13 protein-coding genes and 1 tRNA gene are annotated in these 14,580 nt (G+C 63.6%); 5 read left to right on the top strand and 9 right to left on the bottom strand.

Annotation, left to right across the window (positions count from 1 at the left end):
- Positions 1-17: 17 nt before the first annotated feature.
- The gene (locus HU144_RS06330; protein ID WP_235350610.1) at positions 18-533 is read right to left on the bottom strand and encodes a hypothetical protein; all 516 of its coding nucleotides are present in this window, start codon (positions 531-533) and stop codon (positions 18-20) included.
- 267 nt (positions 534-800) lie between these two features.
- On the opposite strand from HU144_RS06330, the gene HU144_RS06325 reads away from it, so the two are divergent.
- Entirely contained in the window at positions 801-1,739 is a 939-nt protein-coding gene (locus tag HU144_RS06325; RefSeq protein WP_235350609.1) for a hypothetical protein, read from the top strand.
- Positions 1,740-1,864: 125 nt separating this feature from the next.
- Positions 1,865-1,937: transfer RNA gene (locus HU144_RS06320), tRNA-Lys, on the top strand.
- Between the two features lie 124 nt (positions 1,938-2,061).
- On the opposite strand, the gene HU144_RS06315 is transcribed toward HU144_RS06320, so the two are convergent.
- Positions 2,062-2,313, bottom strand: a complete 252-nt coding sequence (locus tag HU144_RS06315) for a PspC domain-containing protein (protein WP_235350608.1) — start codon at positions 2,311-2,313, stop codon at positions 2,062-2,064.
- A 458-nt stretch (positions 2,314-2,771) separates the two neighbouring features.
- On the opposite strand from HU144_RS06315, the gene HU144_RS06310 reads away from it, so the two are divergent.
- Positions 2,772-4,100 carry a PH domain-containing protein gene (locus HU144_RS06310; RefSeq protein WP_235350607.1) on the top strand — a complete coding sequence of 443 codons (1,329 nt, stop codon included), beginning with the start codon at positions 2,772-2,774 and terminating at the stop codon, positions 4,098-4,100.
- Here the strand turns inward: HU144_RS06310 and HU144_RS06305 are convergent.
- Entirely contained in the window at positions 4,097-5,407 is a 1,311-nt protein-coding gene (locus HU144_RS06305; RefSeq protein WP_235350606.1) for an FAD-dependent oxidoreductase, read from the bottom strand. The two genes, HU144_RS06310 and HU144_RS06305, sit on opposite strands and share 4 nt — an antisense overlap.
- A 51-nt stretch (positions 5,408-5,458) precedes the next feature.
- Positions 5,459-7,219 carry a hypothetical protein gene (locus HU144_RS06300; RefSeq protein ID WP_235350605.1) on the bottom strand — a complete coding sequence of 587 codons (1,761 nt, stop codon included), beginning with the start codon at positions 7,217-7,219 and terminating at the stop codon, positions 5,459-5,461.
- Positions 7,220-7,329: 110 nt separating this feature from the next.
- On the opposite strand from HU144_RS06300, the gene HU144_RS06295 reads away from it, so the two are divergent.
- Positions 7,330-7,839: a GNAT family N-acetyltransferase gene (locus HU144_RS06295; protein ID WP_235350604.1), complete on the top strand. Its 510-nt coding sequence runs from the start codon at positions 7,330-7,332 to the stop codon at positions 7,837-7,839.
- 19 nt (positions 7,840-7,858) lie between these two features.
- Here the strand turns inward: HU144_RS06295 and HU144_RS06290 are convergent, their stop codons facing one another.
- The 5 genes from HU144_RS06290 to HU144_RS06270 form a co-directional block, all read right to left on the bottom strand.
- Entirely contained in the window at positions 7,859-8,836 is a 978-nt protein-coding gene (locus tag HU144_RS06290) for an N-acetylglucosamine kinase (protein WP_235350603.1), read from the bottom strand.
- The gene (gene murQ, locus HU144_RS06285; protein WP_235350602.1) at positions 8,833-9,783 is read right to left on the bottom strand and encodes an N-acetylmuramic acid 6-phosphate etherase; all 951 of its coding nucleotides are present in this window, start codon (positions 9,781-9,783) and stop codon (positions 8,833-8,835) included. The genes HU144_RS06290 and murQ overlap by 4 nt, the downstream gene beginning before the upstream one ends.
- On the bottom strand, positions 9,783-11,288 hold the full coding sequence (locus HU144_RS06280; protein ID WP_235350601.1) for a sodium:solute symporter: 1,506 nt from the start codon (positions 11,286-11,288) through the stop codon (positions 9,783-9,785). Before HU144_RS06280 ends, murQ begins: the two co-directional genes overlap by 1 nt.
- An 80-nt stretch (positions 11,289-11,368) precedes the next feature.
- Positions 11,369-12,589 carry an anhydro-N-acetylmuramic acid kinase gene (locus HU144_RS06275; RefSeq protein WP_235350600.1) on the bottom strand — a complete coding sequence of 407 codons (1,221 nt, stop codon included), beginning with the start codon at positions 12,587-12,589 and terminating at the stop codon, positions 11,369-11,371.
- A complete protein-coding gene (locus tag HU144_RS06270; RefSeq protein WP_235350599.1) occupies positions 12,586-13,362 on the bottom strand; it encodes a GntR family transcriptional regulator in 777 nt (258 codons plus the stop codon). Before HU144_RS06270 ends, HU144_RS06275 begins: the two co-directional genes overlap by 4 nt.
- A gap of 170 nt (positions 13,363-13,532) precedes the next feature.
- On the opposite strand from HU144_RS06270, the gene mgrA reads away from it, so the two are divergent.
- Positions 13,533-14,573, top strand: coding sequence for an L-glyceraldehyde 3-phosphate reductase (gene mgrA / locus HU144_RS06265; protein ID WP_328284277.1), 1,041 nt, complete (start codon positions 13,533-13,535; stop codon positions 14,571-14,573).
- Positions 14,574-14,580 lie beyond the last annotated feature (7 nt).

Raw genomic sequence — 14,580 nt, 5'->3', positions numbered from 1 at the left:
GTCCGGCGGTGAGACCGTCAGTCCAGTCCGCCGTGACGGTGGGAGATGGCGGCATCTTTGAGGTCCTTCGCGAACTGGCGCAGACGCGTGGCGGTCTCGGAGCTGTCTGTGCCTTCGGCACACATGCCGACGAACGCTGCCGCTCGGAGGAGGGCGATGACGACGTCCCCGCGGAAGGCTCCAGCGAGGATCTCATCGATGGCACGGGCAACCTCGTCGGGGCCTGCGGGAAGCTCGACTCCGGCGAGGATCTCCTCGAGGCCGAGGCCGTCGGTCATCCTGCGCTGCCCGGCGGAGAACATGTCGGCGAGCTCACGCGGAGCGGTGAGGATCCATTCGCGCAGTGCATACAGGCGCCATAGCGCTCCCGGTGCTGAGACGGCAGGAGCAGCAGACCACATTTCGGCGATGACCTCGAGACCGATGTCGTCGGCCAACTCCACGAACCGCTTCGTAGCGGCCTCATCGCGCCGTCCGCGCGAGTCTCCGAGCAGCAGAGCGGCGGTAGCGTGAGAGGTCTCTGATCTGGTCACTGGGTCATTCGAGGCACTGACTGAATCGAGATCGGCCAGAGGTATCGGGCGGTGAAAGCGTGGCTGTGTCATCGTCAGAGCATTCTAGTCCCCTACACTGACCGGCGCTCCACCCTGAGCAGGCATTCGCCTCCCGCCGGTGAGATCAGGCTTTCGTCTCCCGGTCAGGGTTCATTCGTCAGGCTCACAGTGGCAACTACTAAACTGGGGACAAATTCGGGTCTGCGACCAGCAGGTCACGAGTGCAGACAACGAGGAGGAACTCCCGTGGCAAAATCATCAGTGGCGAAGAAGGGCCTGGACAAGGCAGCGAAATTCGCTGTCAACGAGGACGGATCCCTCAACCCCCGCGCCCAGTCGATGCTGTCGAAGCTTCTGTCGGTCCAGCGCCCAGTCGCCCTTGCCTATGTGCGCAGTCTGCGTCGCCGGAATCCGGATGCGACTCCGGAACAGCTCATCAAGATCATTCGTCGGCACTACCTAGCGCTGACCACTTCGGGTGGCGCGGCAGTCGGTGCCACCGCTGCAGTCCCCGGACTCGGCACGACAGCTGCACTCGGTGTGGCCACCGCTGAGACCGCCGGATTCCTCGAAGGCACGGCACTTTTCGCACAGGCGATCTCGGAGATCCACGGCCTTCCGGTTCAGGACTCCAAACGCGCGAATGCGCTGGTGCTGGGGCTCATGCTCGGCAAGGACGGAAAGAACCTCGTCCAGAAGTTCAGCAAGCAGTCCGGCGGCTCGGAGTCGATGTTCGGCAACTGGGGCTCTACCGTGACGAAGCAGCTCCCTGCCCCGGTCGTCGACCTGCTGGTGCGGAAGCTGCGCAAGACCTTCATCCGCAAGTTCGCCGCTCGTGCCGGTGGCTCGCTGGTCGGTCGTCTGCTGCCCTTCGGCATCGGCGCGATCATCGGCGGTGTGGTCAACGCTCAGATGGCCCGCAAGGTCGCCAGTGAGTCGACCGAGGCCTTCGGTGCCGCGCCTACGATCTTCCCGCTGGAGACCGATCCTGAGTATGTCGCTCCGAAGAAGGATCGCAAGCTGCTGGCAGGGCTGAAGAACATCGCGGCGCTGCGCGGCAGGATCAAGAAGAACAAGGCCATTGAGTCCGATGTCATCGACGAGGCGGTCGAAGAGGATCCCACCGCACCTGATGCTCTCCCCCGCACCTACACCGGTGACGAGCACCCTGAACTCGGAAAGTGATCAGCGGGTGAAGCCTGCTGGTAGGCACCGCGAACCAGTTTGAGTATTCGGGCTCCTTACCTCTAATATTATTGAGTCTCCAACAACTCCGGTGTGACGCTTGTCCACGCGGCTGTGTTGGGGCGGGGCCTCTAGCTCAGTTGGTAGAGCAACGGACTTTTAATCCGTGGGTCGTGGGTTCGATCCCCACGGGGCCCACCCACAGAAAAGTCCCGCAATCCCAGTAGACATCAGGGATTGCGGGACTTTCGCATGGATCAGCCCGGAATCATACCATCGTGTCAGCGAATCGGACGTGAAGCTGTCGACACCAAATGTTCACTTACCGTTCAAGGCGGCCGCCGAACACCTGCTCAACTGGAATACTTCCGTCCTGCCATGGGGTGAGGACCCAGGCGACGAGATAGGCGCCGATCCCCAGGACCGGAAGCAGGAACGAGATGAGGACCAGCAGGCGCATCAGCCACACGTTCATCCCTGTGGCCTCGGCGAGACCGGCGGCAATACCGCCGAGAATCCGGTCAGGACCGCGACGGAAACCAACTTTGCGAATGGAATCAAATAGTTTTCTCATACCCTCAACAGTACGCAGTTTTCGCTGCCTGCACAGGGGTGCTGACCGTCTAACCGGACTGAGGGAAACCGGAATGGCATCCGAGGGGGCGCTGGCAGGGGAACGGTCGCCTCGGCGGCGATGTGATTGCAATTCTCGGTATATGAGATGACGATCACAGGTTTTGGGCGCGCCTACTCCGAGGCACCCAGCAAGGGCGGTTACGATTAACGGGTTGTGCAACCAATTGTCCGCATCCGCCTTCCCAGCGACGCGGCAAAGAGGAGTCCATTGTGAAGTGGGTAAAAAAGGCCGTCCTCACGCTCGTCGTCATATTTGTGGCGTTCTATCTGTTCAGTCGGCCAGAAGATTCAGCCGATGCAGTGCGGAACGCGTTCGAGGCAGTGGGAACCGGTGTCGGCTCATTGGTCACTTTCTTCACTACTCTGTCCTCGTAATCGCGCCGGAAGCAGCCTGACGTGTTCAGGGGACTGATCGATCCGAGGGTCGAAAATCACCTCATCGCCGAAGAGGGTGAGCTCATTGTCGACGAAGTACGTCGCCATTTCCTCGCCTTTGTCGCCCCCTCGCTCATCATTGCGCTTGGATTGGCCGTCGCAGCCATCAGCTTCGCGGTCCCAGTTGACTTCGCCCCGATCCCGCTTGGCATCGGCGCCGCCATTGCCCTGTTCGGCGTCTACCGTGCACTGTTCGTGCATATGGACCGGTTCGTCATCACGAACATGCGAGTGTTCAGAATCCACGGGCTCTTCACCCAGCACAAGGCGACGATGCCGATGTCGCGTATTCTCGACATCTCGGTGCACAAACCGCTCATGGGTCGGATCTTCAGATACGGGCATTTCGTCTTCGAGTCTGCTGCCCAGGACCAAGGCCTGCGCGATATCCGTTTTGTCGGACGACCGGACGAAAGGGACCTCACCATCCAGACGGTGATTCAGCGCTCCGGACTGCGTTCTGCCATCAAATCCTTCAATGACAAGAACAAAGAGGATGACGCTGAGCAACCGGATACGAACCTGGAGATCGACGCGGACCTCCAGGCCGATGTCGAGGGCGACTCCGATTCCGAGGATGCTTACGGCTACGAATACGACTACGACCGCGAAGACGACGTCGAACCACACAGTGAGCCGACCGTGGTCGATGGTGAACGTCGTTTCAATGCAGGAGAGACAACCGTTGGTCACTCGACCGTGCGCACGGGGCCGGGCCCTGACGTGGACACCGGAGAGTGGTCGACCATGGAGCTCGATACCGGCCACGGCTTCAGCAAGTCCGAGGAATTCAGAATCGGCAGCGCACTGCCTGCGTTGAACGACCCTGTTGCCAGGGCTGCAAGCTCATGGGAGCTGCGGTGGCCTGAACGGGACCGCATGCAGACGGCGACGGAGCTGATGCGTGCTCACCGCCGCCTCATCTCCGACCTCGACGAGAAGCTTCGTCCATTGGGGCTGACCTATGCGCGATACGAGGTGCTGCTCCTCCTGTTCTTCGACCAGCAGGGCGCGCTCCCTCTGGTCGAGCTCACGGACCAACTGCAAGTTGAAGCCAGCTCGTCCTTCTCCTCGGTCAGGTGGCTCGAAGACAATGGGCTGATCGAAAGAGTTCTGGAGCCCGGTGACGACGGTGAGGTCTTCGCCGAGATCACGCCGCGAGGTCGGGCCCTGACCGATCGCGCCAGTCAGATCGTCGCCGATGCCCGCTTCGGTCTGGATTCGATGACCGAAGCAGAATGTCACCAACTGACCACGCTGCTGGCGCGGCAGCGTCGATACCGGGACTAGGCTTCCTGCGCGGTCCGGCTTTGGCCCTCCGCCCTCCGATCCTCTGCCCTCCGGTCGATACCGTCGGCTGTACGGCGGGCGAAGTCCGGAGCGTGTTCGGGGGTGACACCCAGGCCGAGGATGTGCGCCGGAATCACGGTCAGCGCGGGGAACGTCGTCAGCAGCCACAGGATCGGCGCCGGCGGGCGGATGACTCCGCCGTTGTGGACGACCGGCTCGATCATTCGGTGAATGCCGCCCTGCAGCAGCTCGACGGCTTTCGTCGTCAGCAATCGTCGGCGCTGGACTCGCTTGAGATCGCGGGTGGACACGGTCCTTGCACGCAGGGCCTCGGCCAGAAGACGGGCCGTGGCCACACCATCCTGGACCGCCAGGTTGACGCCGACTCCACCCAGCGGACTCATGGCATGGACGGAGTCGCCGATGCACAGCAGCCCGTCGATGAACCAGCGTTTGGCTTCGTTGCGGCGCACATCGAGGAGCTTCACGTCATCAAGCTGGAGTGCTTCGACATCGTCTGCCAGAGCGGGGAATGTCTCTGCGACCGCACGACGAAGAGACTCGATCCCCTGCTCACGGAACCGTACGTCCTCGCCCTTCGGGATGAGACGAGCCATCTGGACATGCCCGTCGCGCGGTATCGCGACGAACACATTGCCGCCCTTGGCTCGGGGAGCAACAGATTCGGCCAGCTGCGCCTGGGTGTCGATCCGGAACCACCACACGTCGATCGTGGACCGCAGTTCCCGCATCGACAGCTGCGCCTCGTCCCGAGCCTTCGACCAGCGTCCGTCGGCAGCGACGACGAGTGGCGCACGCAACTCGGTCTCACCTTCGGGAGTCTGTGCCCGGACGCCGACGACCCTGTCGTCGTCCCAGATCAATGAGGTCATCTCGACTCCCATCCGCAGATCGAATCCAGGTTCAGCCTCCCCCGCCTTTGCCAGCAGATTGAGGAAGTCCCACTGAGGTGCGATCGTCATGAACGGATGCGCTATGTTCAGTCTGGACAGGTCGCCGAGGATGTAGTCCCGACCGTCGTCTCCGACAAGACTGATATTGGTCACCCTGCGGTGCGTGATCCGCGCGAACTCGTTGTAGAGTCCGAGCTCGTCGAGGAGCCGCAGTGTTGAGGGGTGGATGGTGTCACCGCGGAAATCTCTGAAGAAGTCAGTGTGCTTCTCCACCACCACAACTCTGACACCTCCGCGCGCCAGGAGCAGCCCGGCGACGATGCCGGCGGGCCCACCTCCGGAGATGATGCAGTCGTATTCGACATCGAACTGGTCGTGCGCGGCGTCTGTCATGACACCCTCCTCAGCATTGTGTTCCTCAGCATTGCGGGCACAGAATCGTTGCTAGTCCACGGGCGAGTCGAAAGACATGATGCGGCGAGACTCAGCACCGGTGCCCGTTCTGCGGGAAGTGCCGGAGACCTTTTCAGTGACATCGAACCGTTCACGGTAGCGACCGGTGAGCAGACGCCATTGTGAGTGCAGCGCCGTCGATGAGTTGAAGACGAGCAGAGTCAGCGGATAGAGCAGCCACTGCAGCCAGATGGTCAGACGCCGTACCTGCGGAACATGAACCGGGCGAGGCGGCAACAGCGACTTGAAGACGAGGATGGATGCGATGAGGGCGATCATGCTGACCTGCTGTACCAGACCAACCGTCATCGGCATCCGCTCGATGAGGCCGGTGACCTGGCCGGTCTGTGACGCAACGACAAATGGGATCCACCCACCGACGGCGATGATGACGGAGATCGAGGCCAGACTGACGTGCCCCTCGAGGAGGGAGAAGAAGCGCAGGACTCCGGGCCAGAAAGGCGTTCGAGCATCACCGGCGAACACCCTCACCCCCACATAGGGCACATCGCTGGCGCCGTAGGACCACCGACTGAGCTGCTTGAACTGTGCGACCATCGTGTCCCTGAATCCGCCTGCCAGCACCGCGTCCTGATAGATCGGAACATGGATGGGAACGACACGATAGTCACCATCGAAATGGAACCAGCTGCGCCAATACTGATGGCCGTCCTCGACGATGGTCCGTGTCGACCAGAATCCCATGTCGATGAGAGCGGTCAGCGGCTGCGTGTGAGAGGCGAAATTGCGCAGCGCGAGAGGACGCACCGTTGTGGTGAGATTCCAGAAGCAGTTCGCGCTCGCGACGACACGAGACGGCGCGGGCGCCTCCCAGATGTTCGTGATGTACAGGCTGATGGGTTGGAACGAGAGTCGGGCGCGATCGGGAGCGAGCGCGTATTCGTATGCGACGGAGTCGAAGTACGCCTCATGGGGTGTGTTGTCGCAATCGAGACTGGTGACGAGGACCGACTCCGGATCGATGTCGTTCGCCTGCACCCAGTGAGCCAGTCTGTGCCCCGCATAGGTGATGTTCGCTCCTTTTCCTGCGATCTCTCCCGGTATCCCGGCAGGATGTTCGACCAGGACGAACGCTGCGAATCCGTCACCGTATTCGGTCGCCAAACGTCGTGCTGTCGCAGCCATCTGTGGGCCGCCTCGTTCCTCATAGGCGAAGAACACGACGATCTTCGATGGTGAGGTCGAGGTGTGCAGGAGCGACCGGATTCCGTCGGCGACCACCTCATAGGGTTCGTTGTAGGCCGCGACGACGACAGCATGGAGCAGTGTCGATGGGCGTGCCACCGTGCCCGGGAAATCGCGTGCACGGGCAATGGACGCGGCATGCTCCTTGGCATGAAACCCCGTCCAGGGATACGGTCGCGGCGGGAGACCATCCATCGCCCGTTCGATGTCGAGCAGTCTGGCACCCCAATCGACCCGAGAGCTGCGACGGTAACGCACGAAGCCGCGTGAGACGTCGACCGCACCGCGCATCGCCCGTATCAGCGTCAGACCGACGACGATGAGCACATAGACCGCCCCAGCCATCGCGTTGATGAACGGCAGGATGAACACCAGTCCGATGGCGGAGAAGCTGACGATCGCCGGCAGCGCTTCGAAGAACCGATAGGCCCGCGTGCGCGGCCCGGTGGGAAGTCCGAGTTCTGCCGTATGTGAGGCGGTTGCCGATAGTGCTGGAGCCACAGCGGAAGAGACGGCTGCCGGGGACGATTCGCGATTCAATCTCACAGAGTCGATCCTGGTTGAGGATCCTGACCAGCGGTTGGTCCAGGGATGCCAGCCAGATGAACATTCGGTGCGCAACACGAGCTCCCGCACGCCTGCGGTAGCCTCTGCATATGTCTGTTGTGATTCGGCCTCCCGTCATCGCCGACGTCGAGGCGGTGGCACAGGTCCATGTTGAGACCTGGCGCGAGACCTATCGCGGGCTCATGCCCGATGAGCTGCTCGATTCCCCTGACATGATGGGCAAGCGCAGGAGGATGTGGAGTTCACTCATCACGCCTGAGAATCATCCGGACCATGTCTCGGCGATCGCCGACCAGGACGGCGCCATCGTCGGAATCGCTTTGTCAGGCCCGTCCGAAGCTGAGGACCGTCCAGGCGACCGGCAGCTGTTCGTCCTCTACGCATATGCTGCAGTCCACGGCTGGGGCATCGGACAACAGCTTCTTGACGCTGTCGTCAGTCGCAGCGAGCGGACTTCTCTGTGGGTGGCCGACCCGAATCCGCGTGCTCAGGCTTTCTACCGAAGAAACGGCTTCGACTTCGACGGTGCCGTGGAAACAGACGAATACGACGGAGTCCGTGAACTTCGGATGGTCAGAGAACCGGCAGAGGCTCTCTGACTTACACGGCTGCAGGATTTCACATCCACAGCACCGAGTTCTGGGCGCGAAGCTTCCCTTCAGCAGCCAGAACGCCAAGCCTCACAGATCCGGCCAACGGATCACCGGCCGGCTCCTCGATGATGACGCCGGTATGGAGACGAGCGGCCTCGTCTCCGAACCCGGAGACGAGTGCTTGACCTGCCCGGACCAGTCCCCCGGTGAGAGCGATGCGCAGTGGACTGTCGAGGCTGTTCGCTGCCGCGAGAGCACTGCGAGCGGCTTCGATACCAGCCTCACGAAGCAGGCCCGTGGCAACTGTGTCGCCGGAGTCTGAGAGTGCGGCGACCTCGACCGCGAAGTCTGCAAGCAACCCTGCTCGATTGTCGCGAGTGTAGAACTGAGACGGCCAGGTGGCCGGTGAGCCGAAGAGTCGGGTCGCGGACTCGAGCAGCGAGCGCCCACTCGGGTCAACCCCGTCGTGGGCGCGCAGCGCGAGCTCAAGAGACCGTCTCCCCAGCCAGGCTCCTCCCCCTCGATCTCCGAACAGGTGCCCCCAACCATCGGTTCGAGTCCAGTTCGGGGCCATGATTCCGTGCTCGTCCGGCCCCGGATGTGCAATCGAGATCGCCCCGGTGCCCAAGACCGTGACCGCGCCTCCCCTTCCTGAGAGTGCCCCGAGGTGGGCAGTCACCGCGTCGATCGCCGCGGCAGCGGGTGCCCCTGCTCTGCCCGAGATCTCGGCGATCACGGACGTGGGGTCTTCGGACAACGAGGCAATTCCCGTAGCGCCGATTCCCACACCGGCAATCTGGTCGAGACGTCCGCCCCAGGTCTTCTGCGCCGAGGAGATGAGGCCAGAAGCAATGTCGAGAACATTGCTGCCCGCGGCACTGATCTCCACCCCAGGGCCGGTCATGGTGGCGACGACGCTCAGGTCCCAGGTGGCATCGACCTCCGCCAGTGCGGCCCGGCTGCCGGTGCCGCCGATGTCGATCCCGAGGACGAAAGCGCTCATGTGGCTTCGGGCTCCGACGCAGTTCCGCCCTCGGTGCCTGCGGCGATCGCAGCTTTGACTGACCCGTCATTGTCCGCGAGGTGCTTGGCCGCAGCCGCAGGGGTCACCGAGGTGAAGGAGACGACCAGTGCTGTCTTGAGTTCGCCGCCGCAGCGCTCCAAGAGGTCTCGTGCCTTTGCATCCGAGAGGTCCGCGGCTTCGCAGAGGATGCGCACGGTCCGCTCCCGGAGTTTGTCGTTGGTGGCGACGACGGAGACCATGAGGTTGCGCCAGGTGCGGCCGAGGGCGATCATCAATGCCGTCGAGAAGCCGTTGAGGGTCAGCTTCTGTGCTGTGCCCGCCTTGAGGCGGGTTGATCCTGTCACCACCTCGGGCCCGGTGTCGAGCACGATATGGTCAGCAGCCGCCTCGGCGACGGGGGCCTCGGGATTGTTCGAGATGAGCACGGTGTGCGCGCCCGCCTCACCGGCAGCCTCCAGCGCACCGCGGACATAAGGCGTCGAACCGCTTGCCGCGATTCCGATCGCCACGTCGTCCGGGCCCAGCTCTGCCCCGACTCTGCGTCCGTCATCGACGGAGTCCTCGGCGTTCTCCACCGCGTTGACCAGCGCTGCCTGGCCGCCGGCGATGTGTCCGACCACGCGACCTGGTTCGAGGTTGAACGTCGGCAGGAGTTCGCTGGCATCGAGGACTCCCAAGCGACCGGAGGTGCCGGCTCCGAAGTAGTGGACAGCACCGCCTCGGCGCATCCGCTCGGCCGCGATGTCGACAAGTTCCGCCAACTGCGGCAGGGCGTTCGCGACCGCGGTGAGGACGGCCTGGTCCTCGCCGTTCATCACCTTCAGGACGCCGAGAGTGTCGAGCTCGTCGAGTCCCTCGCTGCGGGGATTGCGCTGCTCTGTCGGCGACAGCGGGCGTGGGGACGGCGGCTGCTGGGGCTGCGTCATCAGCGGTTGCTGCCTTCCACCTCGGCGACGGTGTTCCGGTTCTGTGCCTTCGGGTGGCGCAGGGACAGGAGCCCGCCGAGTGAGACCATGACGATGACGCCGAGGGCCGGGTACCACTGCCAGGCGACCCAGACCTCGCCGGTGACGTACTTCTCCATGACGAAGAAGAAGGCGTTGACAGCGATCGCCAGCGCGAACGTGATGTTCGCATCGACCGCTGTGGCGCGCTTGTTGACGATGCCGAAGACGAAGGCTCCGAGCAGCCCGCCGTAGGTGATGCCCGCGACGCCCAACGCGAGGATGACGATGTTGCCCTCATCGGATTGGAAGATCGTGGCCGGGAGGATGAAGGCGATCCCCCAGCCGATGGTCGCCCAGCGCCCGACCTTGAAGCCCTCCGCGTCGGTCATCGGCGTCCTCTTCAGCCGTGCGTAGACATCATTGACCGTCGAGGAGGACAGTGCCGACAGCGACGAGGACAGGGTCGACATGGCCGCGGCGAGGATGCCGGCCAGCAGCAGCCCCGAAACGCCGGGGGGCAGTCCTTCGATGATGAAGAGCGGGAAGATCTCGTCATCACGGCTGAGCCCCAGGTCAGCAGGCAGGGCGTGGTCGTAGTAGGCCCACAGTGCCAGCCCGACGGCGAGGAAGATCGCGAACTGGACGAAGACGACGACGCCGGAGACGATGAGTGCCTTCTGTGCTTCGATCTTGGACCGGCAGGACAGGAGGCGCTGCACGATGAGCTGGTCCGAGCCGTGCGAGGCCATGGCGAAGACCGCACCGCCGAGCAGCGAGGGAATGAACGAGGCATCTGCCGAGATCGGATTGCCCTCGAAGATGAACATGTTGAGCTTGCCGGCCGCTGCGGCCTCGCCCAGCCAGCCGCTGCCCATGGCAGCGGTGATGACGATGATCGACAATATGCCGCCGACGACGTAGAGGCACATCTGGGCCACATCGACCCAGACCACGGCCTTGATCCCGCCGATGAAGGTGTAGGCGATCGTCACCAGCGAGAGAACGACGATGATGACGAAGTAGTTCGTGTGGATGCCCAAACCGTCGAGGATCACCTTGACGGGAATGGCTGCGGCGAGGACCCTGATGCCGTCGGCCAGGAGACGGGTGAACAGGAAGGTCACACCCGCGGTCGTCTGGGTCGAGGTGCCGAAGCGTTTGCCCAGGTAGGCGTACGCGGTGAGCATCTCACCGTCGTAGTATCTCGGGAGCATGAAGAATGCGACGACGACTCGACCGAGGATGTAGCCCAGGCCCAGCTGCAGGTAGTTGATATCGCCGAGGTAGCTCATGACCGGGATGCCGATCACCGTCAGCGCGCTGGTCTCCGTGGCGACCACGGACAGACACACCGCCCACCAAGGGATGTTCCGGCCACCCAGGAAGTAGCCCTGGAGGTCCTTCTGCTTTCCGCTGAGCTTCAGCCCCAACCACGCCGTGGCGACGAGGTAGGCGATGATCACCAGAAGGTCGATGATCTGCATGGTGTGTCTCCTTCATACAAGGGGTGTGCGTTTCTTCGGATGACCTGCGTCGTCGCAGGAAACTCATCTGTTCAGTGGTCTCATCGGTCCAGGATCCTCAGGCGTGTGGGTTTGGCTGCCAGCGGCTCGGGAAGTGCGAGCGGACCGCGCCCCGGACTCAGTCGCCCGGCGATGCTCGGATGCGCGGCGCCGGTGAGGTTCGGCTCGGTTCCTGCCAGTCCGTTCCAACTCAGCCACCCCAGCAGCGCCATCAGAAGGGCCTCTTTGGCTCCCTCCGGCAGACCGAAGGCCTGATCCGTGCTGGCCAGGGTCACGCCGGGTCCGAGCTCCGAGGCCAATCGCCCCAGCAGCGTCGGGTTCCTGGTTCCCCCGCCGGAGGCGATGATCGTGGTGACCCCGTGAGCGTGGCAGGCATCGGAGACTGTGCGCGCGGTCAGTGCCGTGACCGTCGCAATGGCGTCGAACTCGCCGAGGCTGGACCGGGCTGAGAGGAAACGGTCGAGGTAGTCCGCGTGGAAGAGCTCTTTGCCCGTCGACTTCGGCGCCGGGAGCCTGTAGTACGGATCGGCGAGCAGCTGCCCGAGCAGCTCCTCGTCGACCCGACCCCGTGCGGCCAGCTCCCCGTCACGGTCGAAGTCCTCTTCCCCCTTGGTGATCCTGCGCGCGAGGACGTCGATGAGGGCGTTGGCAGGGCCAGTGTCGAAAGCGAGCGGAGCGCGCTCGGGTGCCAGAACGGTGATGTTCGCGATTCCGCCGAGGTTGAGCATCGCAGTCGATGCCTCGACGTCTCCGAGAAGGAGGCTGTCGAGGATCCCGACCAGTGGAGCACCCTGACCGCCGGCGGCGACGTCGCGGGCGCGGACGTCGGAGAGCACGGGAACACCGGTCGCCTCGGCGATCCAAGCGGGCTGGCCGATCTGCAGGGTCGAGGTGACGACCCCGTCGGTGATGTCATGGCGCACTGTCTGCCCGTGGGAGACCACGAGATCGCAGTCGACTCCGGCCTCGGCGCACACCTGCTGCAGGGCCCCGGCACTGAACCGTCCCAGGCGAGCATCGACGCTGCTGAGAAGGGACAACGGCACATCGGCGGGTTCGAGCAGGCGCAGGATGTCGCGGCGAAGCTGATCGTCGAACTCGACCTCGCGGTTCGCCAGGATGCGCACGCCCAGGGCCGTGTTCTCGTCGTCCAGGAGGGTGCTGTTCTCGTCGGCCAGGACGGTGTCGTCGTGGACGAATTCGGCGAGGACGACGTCGAGGGCGTCGGCGGAGGTTCCTGTCATGAGGCCGGCGATGATCATCGGCTGGCACCTTCCGTCTGGTCGGGTTCGAGACGCGGATCGGACTCGAGAGACCGGCCGGGCTCATGGGGCTGCCCGGGCAGGGTGAGTTCGGTGCGGATCTTGTAGCGGTCGCCGCGGTAGACCGAGCGGACGAACTCGAAGGGAACGCCCTCGGCCCCGCGTGAGGTGCGCTCGAAGAGCAGCGCCGGGGACTGTTCGGGGACACCGAGAACCTTCGCCTCATCGGCATCGAGGAGGGTCGGTTCGATGGTCTGCACGCTGTGGTTGAGAGCGATGTCGAAGCGCGAGCGCAGCAGTTCGTAGAACGAGCTGTTCTCCAGGTCTTCAGCGCACAGTCCGGGAACGAGGGCAGAGGGGATGTGCAGCTCTTCGAGCGCGAGCGGCTCTTCGTCGGCCAGACGCAGACGCAGGATCGTGATGACCTCGGCGCTTTCGACGATGTGCAGCCTGCGCCCGATGTGGGCTCCGGCCTCCGTCACGTCGAAGGAGAGCACACGAGATCCGGGGCGCATGCCGCGAGCGAGCATGTCCTCGGTGAAGGAGCTCGCGGCCAGGGGCTGATCGAGTTTGGGGCCGAGGGCGAAGACACCGGCACCGTGGCGGCGTCGCACCACGCCCTTGGCGACCAGTTCGTCGATGGCTCGGCGCAGAGTCATCCGTGAGATGCCCAGCGCCTCGGCGAGCTGGCGTTCAGGTGGGAACTGCTCGCCGGCCGCCATTGACTCAAGGCGGTCGAGGAGCTGATCCCGAATCGAGTGGAATTTAGTCACGTGACTATTGAGGCATAGGACACACCAGAAAATCAAGACCACTGGTCTGACTTTGTCCGTGGCGTGTCCCGGGAACTGCCTCCGCGCACTCTGCCTTCCAGCGAATCGTTCCTCGTTCTCGCATAAGCTGAGCTCAGCATCTCGAGTCTTTTCACGCCGCAGGAGGCACCGTGTACCAAGCAGCCGATGACCGCTATGAATCGATGACCTATCGCCGGGTCGGCCGTTCCGGCTTGGTTCTTCCCGCTCTGTCGTTGGGGCTGTGGCACAACTTCGGCGATGATGTGGCCTTCCAGAATCAGCGCGACATCGTGCGTCGGGCCTTCGATCTGGGGATCACCCATTTCGACCTGGCGAACAATTACGGACCGCCTCCCGGCTCGGCCGAGACGAATTTCGGTCGACTGCTGCGCGAGGACCTCCACCCGTATCGCGACGAGCTCATCATCTCGACCAAGGCCGGCTGGGGGATGCATCCCGGGCCCTACGGTGGTCCGGGCGGGAGCCGGAAGTACCTGCTCGCCAGTCTCAATGCCTCGCTGAAGCGATTGGGCTTGGACTATGTCGACATCTTCTACTCCCACCGCCCCGATGCCTCGACTCCACTGGAGGAGACCATCGGTGCGCTCGACACCGCTGTGCGCTCGGGACGTGCCCTCTACGCGGGCATCTCCTCGTACTCGGCGGCCGACACCGCCAAGGCCTCGGCGCTGGCGAAGGATCTGGGCACACCGCTGCTCATCCACCAGCCCTCCTATTCGATGGTCAACCGCTGGATCGAATCCGATGATCTGCTCGACACCACAGGGGCCCAGGGGTTGGGCGTCATCGCGTTCTCTCCTCTCGCACAGGGGCTGCTCACCGACAAGTACCTCGGCGGCGTCCCCGAAGATTCGCGCGCAGGCAAAGCCACTCCGTCGTTCAAGGACGGGTTCCTCTCCGAGGACAATCTCGAGCGCATCCGCGGACTGAACGAGATCGCGGCAGCGCGCGGTCAGTCGCTGGCACAGATGGCCCTGAGCTGGGCCCTGCGCGATGATCGTGTGACCTCGCTGGTCATCGGGTCCAGCCGTGTCTCGCAGCTCGAGCACAATGTCGCCGCACTCGACGCGGATCCGCTCAGCGCCGAGGAACTGACCGCCATCGATGAGTTCGCGATCGATTCCGGCGTCGACATCTGGGGAGACGCCCGCCGCAGCACGACGGACTGAGAACCCC

Source organism: Brevibacterium sp. UCMA 11752 (genome assembly GCF_021532235.1).
Taxonomy (GTDB): Bacteria; Actinomycetota; Actinomycetes; order Actinomycetales; family Brevibacteriaceae; genus Brevibacterium; species Brevibacterium antiquum.
Note: the sequence above shows the minus strand (reverse complement) of the source record. Positions and strands in the feature narration are given on the sequence as shown.